Source organism: Pseudomonadota bacterium, from assembly GCA_016719885.1.
Taxonomy (GTDB): domain Bacteria; phylum Pseudomonadota; class Gammaproteobacteria.
In genome coordinates this window covers 366,925-383,770 of sequence record JADJYF010000005.1, presented here as the reverse complement: position 1 = coordinate 383,770, position 16,846 = coordinate 366,925, and the positions used below count along the sequence as shown (strand labels likewise).

General features: G+C 66.7%; 13 protein-coding genes. 8 read left to right on the top strand and 5 right to left on the bottom strand.

Going from position 1 to position 16,846, the window contains the following annotated elements:
* Positions 1-129 precede the first annotated feature (129 nt).
* Genes IPM80_07450 through IPM80_07435 form a run of 4 tightly spaced genes read right to left on the bottom strand, consistent with a single transcriptional unit; the run spans position 130 to position 8,880 of the window.
* Positions 130-1,536, bottom strand: coding sequence for an efflux transporter outer membrane subunit (locus IPM80_07450; GenBank protein MBK8958260.1), 1,407 nt, complete (start codon positions 1,534-1,536; stop codon positions 130-132).
* On the bottom strand, positions 1,533-4,622 hold the full coding sequence (locus tag IPM80_07445; GenBank protein MBK8958259.1) for a multidrug efflux RND transporter permease subunit: 3,090 nt from the start codon (positions 4,620-4,622) through the stop codon (positions 1,533-1,535). The genes IPM80_07450 and IPM80_07445 overlap by 4 nt, the downstream gene beginning before the upstream one ends.
* Positions 4,619-7,687: an MdtB/MuxB family multidrug efflux RND transporter permease subunit gene (locus IPM80_07440; protein MBK8958258.1), complete on the bottom strand. Its 3,069-nt coding sequence runs from the start codon at positions 7,685-7,687 to the stop codon at positions 4,619-4,621. Before IPM80_07440 ends, IPM80_07445 begins: the two co-directional genes overlap by 4 nt.
* A complete protein-coding gene (locus IPM80_07435; protein MBK8958257.1) occupies positions 7,684-8,880 on the bottom strand; it encodes an MdtA/MuxA family multidrug efflux RND transporter periplasmic adaptor subunit in 1,197 nt (398 codons plus the stop codon). Before IPM80_07435 ends, IPM80_07440 begins: the two co-directional genes overlap by 4 nt.
* 155 nt (positions 8,881-9,035) lie before the next feature.
* Between IPM80_07435 and IPM80_07430 the strand changes: the two genes are divergently transcribed.
* The 4 genes from IPM80_07430 (at position 9,036) to IPM80_07415 (ending at position 11,831) form a co-directional block, all read left to right on the top strand.
* Positions 9,036-9,377: an EthD domain-containing protein gene (locus IPM80_07430; GenBank protein ID MBK8958256.1), complete on the top strand. Its 342-nt coding sequence runs from the start codon at positions 9,036-9,038 to the stop codon at positions 9,375-9,377.
* A gap of 161 nt (positions 9,378-9,538) precedes the next feature.
* Positions 9,539-9,916, top strand: coding sequence for a hypothetical protein (locus IPM80_07425; protein ID MBK8958255.1), 378 nt, complete (start codon positions 9,539-9,541; stop codon positions 9,914-9,916).
* Positions 9,917-10,108: 192 nt separating this feature from the next.
* Positions 10,109-10,867: an SDR family oxidoreductase gene (locus IPM80_07420; protein MBK8958254.1), complete on the top strand. Its 759-nt coding sequence runs from the start codon at positions 10,109-10,111 to the stop codon at positions 10,865-10,867.
* Positions 10,868-10,946: 79 nt separating this feature from the next.
* Positions 10,947-11,831: an alpha/beta hydrolase gene (locus IPM80_07415; GenBank protein MBK8958253.1), complete on the top strand. Its 885-nt coding sequence runs from the start codon at positions 10,947-10,949 to the stop codon at positions 11,829-11,831.
* A 91-nt stretch (positions 11,832-11,922) separates the two neighbouring features.
* Here IPM80_07415 and IPM80_07410 read toward each other — a convergent pair whose 3' ends face one another.
* The gene (locus IPM80_07410; GenBank protein MBK8958252.1) at positions 11,923-12,720 is read right to left on the bottom strand and encodes an alpha/beta hydrolase; all 798 of its coding nucleotides are present in this window, start codon (positions 12,718-12,720) and stop codon (positions 11,923-11,925) included.
* Positions 12,721-12,937: 217 nt separating this feature from the next.
* Here IPM80_07410 and IPM80_07405 point away from each other — a divergent pair, with 217 nt between their 5' ends.
* From IPM80_07405 to IPM80_07390, 4 genes are all read left to right on the top strand, one after another.
* On the top strand, positions 12,938-14,122 hold the full coding sequence (locus IPM80_07405) for an acyl-CoA dehydrogenase family protein (protein MBK8958251.1): 1,185 nt from the start codon (positions 12,938-12,940) through the stop codon (positions 14,120-14,122).
* Positions 14,123-14,133: 11 nt separating this feature from the next.
* On the top strand, positions 14,134-15,273 hold the full coding sequence (locus IPM80_07400) for an acyl-CoA/acyl-ACP dehydrogenase (GenBank protein MBK8958250.1): 1,140 nt from the start codon (positions 14,134-14,136) through the stop codon (positions 15,271-15,273).
* Between the two features lie 4 nt (positions 15,274-15,277).
* Positions 15,278-15,454, top strand: coding sequence for a hypothetical protein (locus IPM80_07395; protein ID MBK8958249.1), 177 nt, complete (start codon positions 15,278-15,280; stop codon positions 15,452-15,454).
* Between the two features lie 150 nt (positions 15,455-15,604).
* Positions 15,605-16,843 (top strand): LLM class flavin-dependent oxidoreductase, encoded by a 1,239-nt coding sequence (locus IPM80_07390; GenBank protein ID MBK8958248.1) that lies wholly within the window; start codon positions 15,605-15,607, stop codon positions 16,841-16,843.
* Positions 16,844-16,846 lie beyond the last annotated feature (3 nt).

The following is a 16,846-nucleotide window of genomic DNA, read 5'->3' as shown; positions in this document are numbered from 1 at the left end:
ATGCAATACAGCATGGTGATGATTGGAATTCAAGACCGAAGCTTTTGTGGGTCGGACTTCAGTCTGACATTGAACTTGGTATTTCGACTCGAATGTCAGACTGAAGTCTGACCCACAAGGCTTTGCCCCTCATGGAGCCACGCCACCCCCCAACGCCTGCATCAGGGCCGCGCTCGCCGCGAGGCGACGGCCTTCGATCGCCAGCGCGCCGCGCGCGGCCTCGAGGGCGTTGGTCTGCGCCGTTACCACGTTGAGATAGCTGACGGTGCCGGCCTTGTATTGATTTTCGGCGAGCTGCCGCGATTCGGCGGCACTGGCGGCGGCGCGTGCCTGCACCTCGGCTTCGACCGCCAGCACGCGCAAGGTCGCGAGCTGATCTTCCACTTCGACGAAGGCGTCGAGCGCGGTCTGGCGATATTGCGCGGTGGCCTGTTCGAACGTGGCCACGGCCTCGGCCTTCTGGCCTTTGCGCAAGCCGCCATCGAACAAGGTGCCGGCCAGCGCCGGGCCGACCGACCAGAAGTGATAGGGCAGCGACATCACGTCGATGAGATTGGAGTGTTGAAAGCCGGCCGAGGCGCCGAGACTCAAACTCGGAAACCACGCCGCCTCGGCGATGCCGATGGCGGCATTGGCGGCCGCCACGCGCCTTTCGGCGGCAAGGATGTCGGGCCGGCGTTCGAGCAGGGTCGACGGCACCGTCGCGGCGATGGCCGGCACCGCCGGCGGGCCGGTGCCCTCATCCAGCGTGAACGCGGCCGGCGCCACCCCGACCAGGTTGGCCAAGGCATGTTCAAGCGTGGCAAGGCGCACGCCGACATCGACCGCCTGGGCTTCGGTGCTGGCGAGCTGGGTTTCGGCCTGGCTCACATCGAGGCGCGCCGCCACGCCAACGCGGTAGCGGTTGCGCGTGATGTCGAGCGCGCGTCGCAGCGCGCGGACATTGTCTTCGAGCAGACGCCTTTCGGCCTGCGCCACGCGCAACGCGAGATAGGTGCTGACCGTCGAGCCGCGCAGGCTCAACTGCAAGGCGGCGAGATCGGCGGCGCTGGCGGCGGCGTTGGCCTTGGCCTGTTCGACGCTGCGCCGCACGCGGCCCCACAGGTCGAGTTCCCAACTCAGCGAACCGGCGACCCGCGCCAGCGTGCGCGCGCTGGAACCGCCGCCGGCGGTGACGGCGTTGCCGCTGTTCTGCGCGCCGCGACTGCGCGTCAGTTGCACATCGGCACCGACGCTGGGCAGCCACGCCGCGTGCGCGGTCGCGACCGCCGCCTGCGCGGCGCGATGGCTGGCTTCGGCGGCGGCGAGCGACTGATTGGCCAGCGTCACGCGTTCGATGAGTGCATCGAGCGTCGCATCGGCATAGGTGCGCCACCACTCGCCGGGCGGCGGCGGATTCGACTGCGCCGGCTGCCACGCGCCGCTTTCCTTGTAGGCCGCCGGCGTCGCGAGCGTCGGGCGCTGGTAATCGGGTCCCAGGGTGCAGGCGCCGAGCAGCGTCGCCAGCGCCATCAAGCTCAGCCGTGCGCGCCTCATGCCCGCGCGCTCCGCGCCCGGCGCGCCGCGAACACGCGTTGCGGCCAGTTCGCCAGCCGGTCGAGGTAAAGATAGATCACGGGCGTGGTGTAGAGCGTCAGCACCTGGCTCAAGGCCAGTCCGCCGACGATGGACACGCCCAGCGGCCGGCGCAATTCCGCGCCATCGCCCGCGCCCAGCGCCAACGGCAGGGCGCCGAACATGGCGGCGACGGTGGTCATCAGTATCGGCCGGTAGCGCAGCACGCAGGCTTCGCGTATCGCCGCTTCAGCGTCGAGGCCGCGTTGATGGCGTGCGTCCTGCGCGAAGTCGATCATCATGATGGCGTTCTTCTTGACGATACCGATGAGCAGGATCACGCCGATCAGGGCAATCAGGCTGAAATCCATGTGATACAGCTCCAGCGCCAGCAACGCGCCGACGCCGGCCGACGGCAGGGTCGACAGGATCGTGAGCGGATGGATGTAGCTCTCGTAGAGGACGCCGAGCACGATGTACACGCTCACCAGGGCCGCGATGATCAACAGCACCTGGTTGGCGAGCGCATCCTGGAACACCTTGGCCGTGCCTTGGAACGAGGCCTCCATGCCGGCCGGCAGCGCAAGCCGGGCGAGCGCCTGGTGGATGTCGCGCGTGGCATCGGACAGTGACGCGCCCGGCGCCAGGTTGAAGGTGAAGGTGGTGGCGGCGAACTGGCCCTGGTGGTTGACGTTGAGCGAGGTCGGCGACGACTCGACGCGCGCCACTTCACGCAGCGCGATGGTGTCGCCATTGGCGGTCACGAGATGCAATTGCTCGAGACTCGCGCTGCTGGCGGTGACGGCACGCTCGCCCTCCAGCACCACGCGGTACTGGTTGCCGGGCGTGTAGATGGTCGACACCAGGCGTTGGCCGTAGAGATCGTTCAGCGTTTCGTCAATCTGGCGCTGCGTGATGCCGAGGCGCGCGATGGCGTCACGGTCGACCACCACTTGCACTTGCTCGGCGCGGTCCTGTTGATCGGAATTGAGATCGGCCAGCGCCGGCAGCTTGCGCAGCGCTTCCAGCACGCGCGGCGCCCACACGCGCAAATCGTCGACGCTCTGCGCACGCAGCGTGTACTGGTATTGCGCATTGCCGGCGCGACCGCCGGCGCGCACGTCCTGCACACTCTGCAGATACAGGGTGGCGCCGGCCACCTTGGCGAGTTGCGGGCGCAGGCGCGCGATCACTTCGCTGGCGCTGTGCTCGCGTGCCGCCAGTGGTTTCAAGGACACGAACACCAGCCCACCGCCGCGTTGCCCACCGACCACACCCATGGAAGTTTCCACTGCCGGGTCGCGGCCGATGATATCCAGCATGGTGGTCAGCTTGTCGCGCATGGCCTGGAAGGAAATGCCCTGGTCGGCCTGCAGGGAGCCGAACACCTTGCCGGTGTCCTGCTCGGGCATGAAGCCCTTGGGCACCGCGGTGTAGAGATGCACGTTGAAAGCCACCGTCGCGAAAAAGCTCAACAGCACCAGGCGGCGATGCGCCAGCGCCCAATCGAGGCTGCGCCGGTAGCCATCGAGGCTTCGTTCGAACAGCCACTCCAGCGCCGCCATGCAGCGGCCCTGCGGCCGGCCATCGTGGGCGCGCAACAGCCGCGCGCACATCATCGGCGTGGTGGTGAGCGAGATCACCAGCGATACCAGCACCGCCGCCGCCAGCGTCACCGAGAACTCGCGCAGCAGGCGCCCGACCAGGCCGCCCATCAAGAGGATGGGAATGAACACCGCGACCAGCGAGGCGCTCATCGAGATCACCGTCGATGCCACTTCGCGCGCGCCCTTCAGCGCCGCGTCGCGCGGGCTGTCACCGGCATCGATATGGCGCGCGACGTTTTCCAGCACCACCACCGCGTCGTCCACCACGAAGCCGGTCGCGACCGTCAGCGCCATGAGCGAGATGGTGTTGAGGCTGAAGCCCGCGACCTGCATCACCGCGAACGTGCCGAGCAGGGACACCGGCACCGCCACGCTCGGGATCAAGGCCGCGCGACCATTGCGCAGGAACAGGAACACCACCGTCACCACCAGCACCGTCGCCAGCGCCAGGGCGTGTTCGACTTCGTTGAGCGAGGCGCGGATGGTCGGCGTCCTGTCCATCACCACCGACAAATCGACGTCGGCCGCGATCATGGTGCGCAGTCGCGGCAAGAGTTCGCGCACGCTGTCCACCACCTCGATGATGTTGGCGCCCGGCTGACGGTTCAGGATCAACAGCACCGCGGTGCGGCCCTCGGCGAAGCCGGCATTGCGCAGGTCCTGCACCGAGTCTTCGACTTCGGCGACATCGCCGAGGCGCACCGCCGCGCCCTGCCGATAGCTCACGATCACGTTGCGGTAGTCTTCGGCGCGCTCGAGTTGCGTATCGGCTTCGAGCTGCCAGCGCCGCTCGTCATCGGACAGCGCGCCCTTGGGCAGGTTGACGTTGGCGCCGGTGATGGCCTGCCGCACGTCGGCGGTGCCGAGACCGAGATGATTGAGCGCGGCCGGCTTCATCGCCACGCGCACCGCCGGCAGGGCGCTGCCGCCGACCGTCACCTGGCCGATGCCTTCGACCTGCGAGATGCGCTGCGCGAGCACGCTGGCGGCGATGTCGTAGAGGCGGCCCTGGGTCACCACCGAGGACGTGAGGGCCAGCACCATCACCGGCGAATCGGCGGGGTTGATCTTGCGATAGGTCGGATTGTTGGGCAGGCCGCTGGGCAGCAGCGCGCGCGCCGCGTTGATGGCGGCCTGCACGTCATTGGCGGCGCCCTCGATGTCGCGCTCGAGATCGAACTGCAGGGTGATGTTGGTGGTGCCGAGCGCGCTGGACGACGTCATCTCGGTGACGCCGGCGATGCGGCCCAAGGTCCGTTCCAGCGGCGCCGCCACGGTCGAAGCCATGGTCTCGGGATTGGCGCCCGGCAAGGCGGCCTGCACCATGATCGAGGGAAAATCGATCTGCGGCAGCGGCGCGACCGGCAGCTTGAGGAAAGCCAGCACGCCCGCCACCGCGATGCCGAAGGTGAGCAAGGTGGTCGCCACCGGCCGCGCGATGAACAAGGCAATGAAGTTCATGCGCGCGCCTCCGCCACCGCGCGCGGCGAGGTGTAGCGCGCGAAACAGAGATAGATGACCGGCGTCGTGAACAAGGTCAGAAGCTGGCTGACGAGCAGCCCGCCAACCATGGTCAGGCCCAGCGGCTGGCGCAGCTCCGCGCCCACGCCCTGGCTCAGCATCAGCGGCAGCGCCGCCAACAGCGCGGCGAAGGTGGTCATGAGTATCGGCCGCAGGCGCAGCAGGCAGGCTTGGTGGATGGCCTCGCGCGGCGCGAGCCCGCGTTCGCGCTCGGCCACCAGCGCAAAGTCGATCATCATGATGGCGTTCTTCTTGACGATGCCGATCAGCAGCACGATGCCGATCACGGCGACGATGCCGAGCTCCGAGCGCGCCGCCATCAAGGCCAGCAGCGCACCGACCGCGGCCGACGGCAAGGTCGAAAGGATGGTGATGGGGTGGATGTAGCTTTCGTAGAGCACGCCCAGCACGATGTACATCACCACCACCGCGGCCAGCACCAACAACAGCGTGCTGGACAGCGACGCGTCGAAGGCCAGCGCCGCGCCTTCCAGTTCAGTTTCGATGCTGGCCGGCAGCGCAAGCTCGCGCTTGACGCTGTCGATGGCGTCGAGCGCCGCGCCCAGCGCCACGCCGGGCGCGAGATTGAAAGAAATGGTCGCGGCCGGAAATTGCGCGCTGTGATTGATGGCCAGCAAACCCTGCCGTTCCTCGATGCGCACCAGCGACGACAGCGGCACCGCGCGGCCGTCGCTGCCGACCAGGTGCACGTGCTCGAGCGCCGCCAGGCCCTGCTGCCAGGGCGGCGCCACTTCCAGCACCACGCGATACAGGTTGTTTTGGGTGAAGACCGTCGACACCAGGCGTTGACCGAAGGCGTTGTACAACGCGTTGTCGATGTCCGCCGAGCTGATGCCGAGACGACTGGCGGTGTCGCGATCGATGGCGAGGTGGGCGATGAGGCCGTCGTCCACCAGGTCACTCGCCACGTCGGCCAGTTCCGGTCGCGCGCGCAGGCGCTCGAGCAGCGGCGGCACCCACTGCGACAACTCGTCGAAGCTGCCGGCGCGCAGGCTGAATTGATACTGGGTGCGTGACACCCGCGTCTCGATGGTCAGATCCTGCACCGGCTGCAAATAGACTTCGATGCCGGGCGCGGCAAGCAGCGCCGCGTCGAGGCGATGCATGACGGTCAGGGCATCCTCGGCCCGCTCGGCGCGCGGCTTGAGATTGATGAGCATGCGCCCGCTGTTGAGCGTGGGGTTGTTGCCGTCCACGCCGACCAGCGACGACACGCTCGCCACCGCCGCGTCGGCCAGCACGATGCGGCTCACGGCCTGGCTACGTTCGGCCATCGCCGCAAACGAAATGGAGGCCGGCGCCTGGGTGGTGGCCTGCAGCAGGCCGGTGTCCTGGATGGGAAAGAAACCCTTCGGTACCGCCAGGTAGAGCAGCACCGTCACCGCCAGCGTGGCGACCGCCACCAGCAAGGTGACGACGGAATGATCGAGCACGCCGTGCAAGGCGCGGCCGTAGCCCGCGGTGAGACGCGCGAACGCGCCGTCATGCCGCGCGTGTCCGTCGGTCCGTGCGCGCAGGAAACGCGCGCACAGGGCCGGCACCAGGGTCAGGGCCAGGAACGCCGAGATCAGGATGGCCATGCCCAGTGTCGCGGCGAATTCGAAGAACAATCGCCCGACCACGTCCTGCATGAACAGCAGGGGGATCAGCACCGCCAGCAGGCTCAAGGTCAGCGAGATGATGGTGAAGCCGATCTCGCCGGCGCCGTGCAGCGCGGCTTCCAGCGGCGATTCGCCGGCCTCGACATGACGCGCGATGTTCTCGATGACGACGATGGCATCGTCGACCACGAAGCCGGTGGCGATGGTCAGCGCCATCAGGGTCAGGTTGTTGATGCTGAAGCCGGCCAGGTACATGCCGGCGAAGGTGCCGATCAGCGACAGTGGAATGGCGATGCTTGGAATGAGCGTGGCCGGTGCGCTGCGCAGGAACAGGAAGATCACGCCCACCACCAGCGCGATGGACAGCAGCAGTTCGTGGCGCACGCTGTCGATCGAGGCGCGAATGGTGAGCGTGCGGTCGGACAACACCTCGAGCTTGATGGCGGCCGGCAGGCTGGCGGCAAGCTGCGGCAACAAGGCCCGGATGCGGTCGACCGTGGCGATGACATTGGCGCCGGGCTGGCGCTGCACGTTCACGATCAGGGCCTCGGCGCCATTGGCCCAGGCCGCGAGCTCGGCGTTCTCGGCGCCGTCGCTGACACTCGCCACGTCTTGCAGGCGCAGCGCAGCGCCATCGCGATAGCTCAATACCAGCTTGCGGTACTCCTCGGCGCTGCGCAGCTGATCGTTGGCGTTCAGGGTCGCGGCGCGCAGGGGGCCATCGACGCTGCCCTTGGGCGTGTTGACGTTGGCATCGACGATGGCGGTGCGCACGTCGTTGAGATTGAGGCCATGGGCGGCCAAGGCGCGCGGATTCAATTGCACGCGCACCGCCGGCTTCTGGCCGCCGGCCAGGCTCACCATGCCGACGCCCGAGACCTGCGCGAGCTTGGGCACCAGGCGTGTATCGATGACCTCGTGCACCTTGGGCAAGGGCATGCCCTCGGCGGTGATGGCAAGTGTCAGGATCGGCGCGTCGGCGGGATTGACCTTGTTGTAGACCGGCGGCATGGGCAGGTCATCGGGCAGGAAGCTGGTGGCGGCATTGATGGCCGCCTGCACCTGTTGCTCGGCGACATCGAGGGCGAGGTTGAGGGTGAAGGTCAGCGTCACCACCGAAGCGCCGGCCGAACTCGTCGACAGCATCTGCTTCAGGCCCGGCATCTGGCCGAACTGGCGTTCCAGCGGCGCGGTGACCGTCGAGATCATGACCTCGGGACTCGCGCCGGGATAGAGCGTCGTGACCTGGATGGTCGGGTAGTCGACCTCGGGCAGCGCCGCGCTCGGCAGCAGGCGATAGCCGATGAGCCCGGCCAGCAGGATGCCGACCATCACCAGCGATGTGGCGACCGGCCGCAGGATGAAGGGACGCGAAGGATTCACGGCGCTTTGGCTGCGGCTTCCTCGTTACGGGTGGCGCGTGCCACCTGCATGGGCGTGGCGGCGACGGCGATGCCGTCACGCAGCTTGTCGACACCTTCCACCACCAGCGCTTCGCCTGCCTCGAGGCCGCTCTCGGCCACCACCTCGTCGCCCATCGCGGCGCCGGTCACTATCGGGCGGCGGCGCGCCAGTCCTTCCTCGTCGACCACGTAGACGAAAGCGCCGCCCTGGCCGCGCTGCACGGCGGCGCTCGGCAGCAGTACCACGCCCTGGCGCGTCTCGACATGCAGCGCGACGTTGACGAACTGGTTGGGGAACAAGGCGTCGTCGTCATTGGCGAATTCCGCCTTGAGCTTGAGGCTGGCGGTGGTGGTGTCGATCTGGTTGTCGAGACTGGCGAGACGGCCGCTGGCCAATTGTCGCGCGCCATCGCGATCGAGCGCCTCGACGTTCAACACGGCGCCGGCGCGCAAGCGCGCACGAATGGCCGGCAGTTCATCGGAAGGCACGGCGAACACCACGCTGATGGGACGGGTGGCGGTGATGACGGCCAGTCCCGTGCTGTCGCTGGCGCGCACCATGTTGCCGGCATCGACCAGGCGCAGTCCGATGCGCCCGGCCAGCGGCGCGCTGATGCGCGAGTAGTCGAGCTCGAGACGCGCGTTGTCGACGGCCGCGCGGTCGGCCTGCACCACGCCCTCGTATTGATGCACCAGCGCGACCTGCGCATCGACCTGCTGGCTGGCGATCGAATCCTGTTTCAGCAGTTCGCGGTAGCGCGCGACATCGAGGCGCGCGTTGTCGAGCAGCGCGCTGTCGCGCGCCAGCTGCCCCTCGGCCTGGGCCAGCGCGATCTGGAAGGGGCGCGGGTCGATCTCCGCCAGCAGATCACCGGCCTTGACCTCCTGCCCTTCGCGAAAATGCACGCGCAACAGTTGTCCGTCCACGCGGCTGTGCACCGTCACCGTGTCGCGCGCGGTGACGGTGCCGAGCGCGGTGACGATGATGTCGACATCGCCACGACGGCTGGGCGCGACGCTCACCGCCAGGCGTCGCGCGGGGGTGGCGGCGACAGCCGTGGACGGCGCCGCGTCGGCGCCCTCGAATGGAGACTTCAGCAGCAAGGTGGCACCCACCGCCAGCAGCGCGACGAGGCCCATGACCAGGGCCGCGCGGTTCCGAGTGAATTTCATGCGGACTCGTTTATTCTCCCGATTGAGGGCAGACCGCGGGTGCACGGCGTGTGTTCCTGCGGAGGGCCTCGAAGCATGCAGTATCCATGAATGGCCTGCGCGCGTCGTGCCGGATGAGGCCAGGCCACGCCAGCATAGAAAACGAGGATGGACAAATGGTGAAGATGATCGTGTGCGCAGTGCGCAAGGCCGGCATGAGCCACCAGGAATTTGATCGCTACTGGCGCAACCAGCACGCGGCGGTGATCAAGAGCGTGCCGGAATTCACGCGTCACGTGCGCCGCTACGTGCAGTGTCACCTGGCTGACAAGGACACGCCGTTCCTGGCCGCGAGCGGCTACGACGGGGTCGCCGAACTGTGGTTCGACGACGTCGCGGCGGTCAACGCCGCTTTCACCGAACCACGATATCTTGAGGTGGTACGCGCCGACGAACTCAAGTTCGTGGATATGGAGCGTACGGTGTCGCTGATCACCGAGGAGCTGGAGGTGATCTGAGCGCCGGACCTGGCTCGTCCTCAAGCCGCACCCGCCGCTGCCGTTATCTTACCAATCGCGCGAGCAGCGTCTCCCAAGCGTTGATTCTTGCTGATAAAAATACTGGCAGGGCGAGGCCGTGCGGCGCATAATCGAAGGCATCAAACAAGAAGGAGCCCGGTATGAACCTTCGCACCCTGACCCTCATCTCGGCCGTGAGTGCGGCGAGTTTCACAGCGTCGATGGTGTCGGCCGCGCCGCTGACCGATCTCGGCAAACCGCACGACTCCACCCACGTCTTGCCGGGCGAGCGCTACATCGTCGGCCCGGAGCGCGACGTGGCGCTGCTCAAGCGTGCCGCCACCGACACCATCACCACGCCGGTCACCATCGCCCACCAGGTGCGCGATGAATACCAGAGCTACGGTCCCCTCGGCGTCATCAGCGGCGCGGTGCGCGGCGGCATCAAGGGCGGCATCCAGTTGCTGGGCGGCGCCGTGAAAGGCACGGTCGGCATCTTCGATGTCGTCACCGAGCCGATAGGCGGCATCGAAAACTAGGGTGGGGGCCCACGTGCCGCACTCAAGAGGTGCGGCCCAATCTGTTGTTTCAAGCAACGCCGGCATATCGCCGGCGTTGTCGTTTGCGCGTGCGATTGCTGGCGTCCTTACCCGTCGTGACGTTGCGGCGCGCCGGTCATCCCGATATGGTCTCGCGCTCGATTCGAATTCAAGCCAGCGGGGAGCGCGACAGTGGCAGGCATACTCAAAGACAAGGTAGCGGTTATCACCGGCGGCGCGAGCGGCATCGGCCGCGCCACGGCGCTGGCGATGGCGGCGGAAGGCGCGCGCATCGCCATCATGGATCTCGGCGCCGAACGTGGCCAGGACGTGCTCGCGGCGATCGCCGCCAACGGCGGTGAAGCACGCTACTACCCGACCAATGTCGCGCTCGCCGACGAGGTCAACGCGAGCTTCGACCGCGTCATCAAGGATTTCGGGCGCATCGACTGCGCGTTCAACAACGCCGGCGTGGCTGGCGACAATGCCATGCTGGCCGACACCAGCGATGAAGAATTCCAGCGCGTGGTGGGCGTCAACCTGAGCGGCGTGTTCCTGTGCATGCGTCGCGAGATCCAGGAAATGCTGCCGCGTGGCGGCGGCGCCATCGTCAACACCGCGTCGGTGGCGGGCCTGGTCGGCTGGAAGTTCGCGGCCGCCTATTCCGCCACCAAGCACGCGGTGATCGGCCTCACGCGCTCGGCGGCGCTCGAATACGCCAAGCGCAACATCCGCGTCAACGCGGTATGCCCGGGCGTAATCGAGACGCCGATGGCGGCCTCGGCCCAGGACGACGAAACCATCCGCGGCATCATGATTGCCAAGCACGCCACCGGCCGCCTCGGCAAGCCCGAGGAAGTGGCGGCGGCGGTGCTGTGGCTGTGCTCGCCGGCGGCGTCGTTCATCCACGGCCACGCGATGGCGGTGGATGGCGGTTACGTCGCGCGCTGAGTTCGTGGTCGTGCCGCGCGCCCGTTCCCATGTCGCAGCAAAGTGCGACCCACAAGGTTTTCCGTTTGGCGAATAAGCTATGAGCGTCATGAGTTCCGGCCCGACTTCCCACACCTTCTTCTCGCAGCGCCTGCGCCTGCACTACGTGGACTGGGGCAACCCCAGCGCGCCGCCGCTGCTGATGGTGCACGGCGGACGCGATCACTGTCGTAACTGGGACTGGCTGGCGGAACGCCTGCGCGATCGCTGGCATATCATCGCGCCCGATCTGCGCGGCCATGGCGACAGCCAGTGGTCGAGCGAAGGCAGCTATCGCATGGACAACTACGTCTACGACCTCGCGCAGCTGATCCATCAGCAACAGTTGGCGCCGGTCACCATCATCGCCCACTCGTTGGGCGGCAACATCGCGATTCGCTATACCGGCATCTACCCGGAAACCGTCAAGCGGCTGGTCGCCATCGAAGGCCTCGGCGCGTCACCGCGCACCGTGCAGGAACGCGCCAAGCAGCCGCTGGACGAGCGCATGCGCATCTGGATAGACGAGCAGCGCAAGCTCGCCGGGCGCCTGCCGCGCCGCTACCCGTCGGTCGAAGAAGCCTTCAAGCGCATGCAGGACGAGAACAAGCACCTGTCACCAGAGCGCGCGCGCCATCTCACCGAGCACGGCGTCAACCAGAACGAGGACGGCAGCTTCTCGTGGAAGTTCGACAACTACGTGCGTTCGTGGCCGGCCTATGACATGGCCGTGGCGGAAGTCGAGCAGCTATGGTCGCGCATCAGCTGCCCGACCTTGCTGGTGTATGGCTCGGAAAGCGGCGCGTCGAACCCGAGTGTCGATGGCCGCGCCAGGCATTTGCCGAACGCGACGGTGGTGAGCATCGACGGCGCCGGACACTGGGTGCACCACGATCAGTTCGAGATCTTCACCAAGCTGGCTTCGGACTTCATCGACGGCGATTGATAACGGTCCTGTAGGTGCGATTTCAATCGCACATCGGGACGCTGCACCGCGCCCTTCAATGTGCGAATAAATTCGCACCTACAAGAGAGCCTTACCCCACCCGCGCCAGGAACTCGCGCAGGTCGGCATTGAAGGCCGGCGGCTTCTCCAACTGGCAGAAGTGCCCGACATCCTTGTAGACCTTGATCTTCGCGCCGGGGATGTTGTCGGCCAGGAACTGGTTGTGGGCAACGGAGGTCGCGCCGTCTTCCTCGCCGGCGATGACCTGGGTCGGGGCCTTGATGTTCTTCAGCCGGTCCGAGATGTTCCAGTTGAACACGCCGTTCGGATCGGCGGCGCTGGCCCAGAACACGCCCTCGGTGAAATTGGTCTCGTTGCGGAAGCAGCCTTCCATGAAAGCCTGGATCTCGGGACGCTCGGTCTTGGACTTGGCCGAGATGGCCGAGGCCAGCAGGGCGCTGAACACCGCGCGCCAATCCTTCTGCATCGCCTCGCCGACTTCCGGCGGCGTGTCGGCGCCGATATTGGTGCCGCTCGACAGGATCAGGAGACCCGCGACGCGCGCCGGCGCGTCGAGCGCGGTCTGCATGGCGATCATGCCGCCGATGGAATTGCCGACCAGTACCGCCTTGTCGACCTTGGCGTCGTCGAGGATGGCGACCACGTCGGCGGCCATTTCACCGATGGCGTAGCCGCTGGTGGGCTTGTCGGACTGGCCATGACCGCGGTGGTCGACCACCAACACGCGGTGGTCCTTGGCGAAATCGTTGACCTGGTAGGCCCAGATGTAATGGTTGGTGGTCCAGGGGTGCAGGAACACCAGGGTGCGGGCGCCTTGGCCGAAGCTTTCGTAAAAGACCTTGACGCCGTTGCGCGTGATATGGGGCATGTCGGGGACCTCGCTGTCGTATTGTTGTGACGCGCCGCGCGTTGCGCGGGGCCGGGCCGGTGATGATCGACCGAATCGCGGCCCGTGGAAACTGCCCGATAGGGGCATCGCGAATTGCATGGCGGCACGCGGCACGGCACTATCGACGATGCCGCTGGCGCGCCGGTCCCGGCGTGGCCCCGCATCCCATGAGAACCACAGCCGAGAGGCCCTTGCCGTGTCCGCACTCGATCAATTCCGCGCCGAAACGCGCGCCTGGCTGGAAGCCAACTGCCCGGCGTCCATGCGCACCCCCATGCCCGAGGATGAACGGGTATGGGGCGGGCGCAATGCGCGCTTCAGCAATCCCGACAGCAAACTGTGGCTCGCGCGCATGGTGGAACGCGGCTGGACCGTGCCCGGCTGGCCCAAGGCCTACGGTGGCGGCGGCTTGTCGCGCGACGAACTGCAGGTCTTGAAGGAAGAGATGAACCGCCTCGGCTGTCGCTCACCGCTGTTCAGCTTTGGCATCAGCATGCTCGGCCCGGTGCTCCTGAAGTACGGCACCGAGGAACAGAAGCAGGAGCATCTGCCCAGGATCGCGCGCGGCGAGATCCGCTGGTGCCAGGGCTACAGCGAACCGGGCGCCGGTTCCGATCTCGCCGCGCTCGCCACCCGCGCCGAGGACCAGGGCGATCATTACCTCGTCAACGGCCAGAAGATCTGGACCTCCTACGCCAACTACGCCGACTGGATCTTCTGCCTGGTGCGCACCGACACCAGCACCAAGCAGGCCGGCATCAGCTTCCTGTTGTTCGACATGCGGAGTGAAGGCGTGGAGACGCGGCCCATCACCCTCATCAGTGGCGCCTCGGTGTTCTGCGAAACCTTCCTGACCAATGTACGCGTACCCAAGGGCAACCTGGTCGGGCGCCTCAACGGCGGCTGGGAGATCGCCAAGGAACTGCTGCAGCACGAGCGCGGCATGATTTCCGACATCGGCAAGTCCATCGGCGGCATCGTGCCGGACGTCGACGTGGTGGCGAAGAAATATCTCGGCGATGCCGACGGCCGTATCAGTGACCCGGTACTGCGCGACGCGGTCGCGCGCCATGTCATGGACGACCGCGCCTTCGGCTTAACCATGCGCCGCGCCGCGCAGGAGTCGGAAGCCGGCACCGCCAACGGCGGCGTGTCATCGATGTTCAAGCTGTTCGGCACCGAGCAGAACAAGCGCAAGTTCGAATTGATCTTGAAATGCGCCGGCACCGATGCGCTCGGCTGGGAAGGCGCACCGTTCAGCGAAGAGGCCTTGACCTTGTGCCGCACCTGGCTGCGCTCCAAGGGCAATTCCATCGAGGGCGGCACCTCGGAGATCCAGTTGAACGTGATTGCCAAGCGCGTGCTTGGCCTGCCGGATTGAGGATAGCGACGATGAACCTGACACTGAACGAAGAACAAACCATGCTGAAGAACGGCGCGCACGAGTTCTTCAAGGAACGCATGCCGGTCAAGGCGCTGCGCGAACTGCGCGACAAGGACGTGCCGGACGGTTTCGATCGCGCCCTGTGGGGAGAAATGGCCGGCCTCGGCTGGGCCGGCATCCTCATCCCCGAACAGTTCGGCGGCGCCGACTTCGGCTACAAGGGCATGGGCCAGGTGCTGGAGGAAGCGGGCCGCTGTCTGGCCGCCTCACCATTATTTTCCAGCGCGGTGCTGGCCGCGCCACTGCTGCTGAAAGCCGGCACGGACGAGCACAAGCAGGCCCTGTTGCCGACGCTGGCCAGCGGCGAACTGCTGATCGCGCTCGCCCATGACGAGTCCCCGCGCCACGCGCCGACGCGCATCGCGACCCGCGTCGAACAAAGCGCCGACGGCCTGGTGCTGAACGGCGCCAAGACCTTCGTGGTCGACGGCCATGTCGCCGATCGTTTCATCGTGGTCGCGCGCAGCAGCGGCGAGCGCGATGCGCGCGACGGGCTGACACTGCTGCTGGTCGATGCCAAGGCGCCCGGCGTCAGCGTCACCCGCATGCGCATGGTCGACAGCCGCAACGCGGCCGCGGTGCGCTTCGACAAGGTCGCGCTCGGCGCCGATGCCTTGCTGGGCAAGATCGGCGAGGGCCATGCGCCCTTGGCCGCGGTGCTGGACGGCGCGCGCGCCGTGCTCGCCGCCGAAATGCTCGGCAATGCCAGCGAAGCCTTCGAGCGTACGCTCGCCTATCTCAAGCTGCGCAAGCAGTTCGGCGCCGTGATCGGATCCTTCCAGGCCTTGAAGCACCGCGCCGCGCACATGTTCTGCGAGCTGGAATTGACGCGCTCGGCGGTGCTCGGCGCGCTCGATGCCTTGGACAGCCGTCATGCCGACAGCGCCGCGCTGTGCAGTCTCGCCAAGGCCAAGGCCTGCGACACGCTGGAACTGGTGAGCGCCGAAGCGGTGCAGATGCACGGCGGCATCGGCATGACCGACGCCGAGGAGATCGGCTTTTTCTTGAAGCGTGCGCGCGTCGCGCAGCAGTGGCTGGGCGACGCCAGCTTTCATCGCGATCGCTACGCCACCCTCAAAGGCTTCTGAGCGCATGAACGAATACGAGGTCACCATCGTCGAGAACGGCCAACCGCGCCGCGAGACGGTGATGGCGGCCTCGGCCACTGCCGCGCGTGACGAAGTCGAGGAACGCTCTGACGGCGAGGTGACGGCGGTGCGCTTCGTGCGTGCCGTCGGCTTCAGCTGCGCCATTCGCGACGGGCGCTGAAGATCACGATCTCCTGTAGGTGCGAATGAATTCGCACCTACAGGAGAAGCGCCGGGCGAAGGTGGCGCCACCACCCCCAATCCGCGAATTGCCCGCCCCCGGCCCGCCATGCTCTGATCGCTCCTCGCGTATCGCAACGAGGGTGAGCCCATGAAATTCGGTGTGTTCTACGAACATCAGCTGCCGCGGCCGTGGACCGAGCACTCGGAATACGAGCTGATGCAGAACTCGCTGACCCAGGTCGAACTGGCGGACAAGCTCGGCTACGACTACGCGTGGCAGGTCGAGCATCACTTCCTCGAGGAATACTCCCACGCCTCGGCGCCGGAAGTGTTCCTGGCCGCCGCCAGCCAGCGCACCAAGCGCATCCGGCTCGGGCACGGCATCATTCAGCTCACCACCAATCAACCGCATCGCGTCGCCGAGCGCGTGGCTACGCTCGACCTGGTTTCCAACGGCCGCGTCGAATTGGGCCTCGGCGAGGGCGCGGGGCCGGCCGAGCTGCATCCGTTCAACGTGCGGGTGCGCGACAAGCGCGAACGCTGGGAAGAGGCGGTACGCGCCATCATCCCGATGTTCACCAGGACCGACTGGGAGTTTCACGGCCAGTATCACGACTTCGGGCCGCGCAACGTCATTCCCAAACCGCTGCAGAAGCCGCACCCGCCGCTGTGGGTGGCGTGCTCGAACATCCAGACCATCGCCGAAGCGGGCGCCTGGGGCATGGGCGCGCTGGGCTTCTCGTTCGTGTCACCCGATGCCGCGCAGGCCTGGGTCAATCGCTACTACAACACGCTGTTGAACCAGCCCAATCGGCTCGCCGATTACCCCGCCAATCCCAACATCGCCATCGTCAACGGCTTCATGTGCGCCGAGACCGACGAGGAAGCGCTGCGTAAGGCCTCGGGCTGGACCTTCTTCATCTTCGCGCTCTCCCATTACGGCCGTAAGGGCATCAGCGCGCCCGGCACCGGCAACCTGTGGGACGAGTTCCAGGCCTGGCGCGAGACCGACAAGGCCAAGGCCGCGCTGAGCAATGGGCTCATCGGCTCGCCGGAGACCATACGCAAGCGCCTGCGCCAGTTCCAGGCTGCCCACGTCGACCAGGTCATCCTGCTCAACCAGGCGGGCAAGACCAGCCACGAAGACATCTGCGACAGCTTGAAACTGTTTGCCGAGGAAGTGATGCCGGAATTCCATGCCGACGAGGAAGCGCATGCCATTTGGAAGCGGGCGGTGCTGAATCGCGGCATCGTGCTGCCGGAACTCGACACCACGCCCTACGATCTGTACAGCCACCAGAACGAGGACATCGTGCGCGAGAGTCCCGCGCAGTTGAAAGCGCGCATGGCGGCCAAGGAAGCGGCGCACCAGCAAGCCGGCGGCTGACGG

Coding starts and splice junctions, on each gene's coding strand:
- IPM80_07415 (MBK8958253.1), top strand. CDS start 10,947: ATGAGCGTCATGAGTTCCGGCCCGACTTCCCACACCTTCTTCTCGCAG.
- IPM80_07445 (MBK8958259.1), bottom strand. CDS start 4,622: ATGAACTTCATTGCCTTGTTCATCGCGCGGCCGGTGGCGACCACCTTG.
- IPM80_07425 (MBK8958255.1), top strand. CDS start 9,539: ATGAACCTTCGCACCCTGACCCTCATCTCGGCCGTGAGTGCGGCGAGT.
- IPM80_07435 (MBK8958257.1), bottom strand. CDS start 8,880: ATGAAATTCACTCGGAACCGCGCGGCCCTGGTCATGGGCCTCGTCGCG.
- IPM80_07390 (MBK8958248.1), top strand. CDS start 15,605: ATGAAATTCGGTGTGTTCTACGAACATCAGCTGCCGCGGCCGTGGACC.
- IPM80_07395 (MBK8958249.1), top strand. CDS start 15,278: ATGAACGAATACGAGGTCACCATCGTCGAGAACGGCCAACCGCGCCGC.
- IPM80_07410 (MBK8958252.1), bottom strand. CDS start 12,720: ATGCCCCATATCACGCGCAACGGCGTCAAGGTCTTTTACGAAAGCTTC.
- IPM80_07450 (MBK8958260.1), bottom strand. CDS start 1,536: ATGAGGCGCGCACGGCTGAGCTTGATGGCGCTGGCGACGCTGCTCGGC.
- IPM80_07430 (MBK8958256.1), top strand. CDS start 9,036: ATGGTGAAGATGATCGTGTGCGCAGTGCGCAAGGCCGGCATGAGCCAC.
- IPM80_07400 (MBK8958250.1), top strand. CDS start 14,134: ATGAACCTGACACTGAACGAAGAACAAACCATGCTGAAGAACGGCGCG.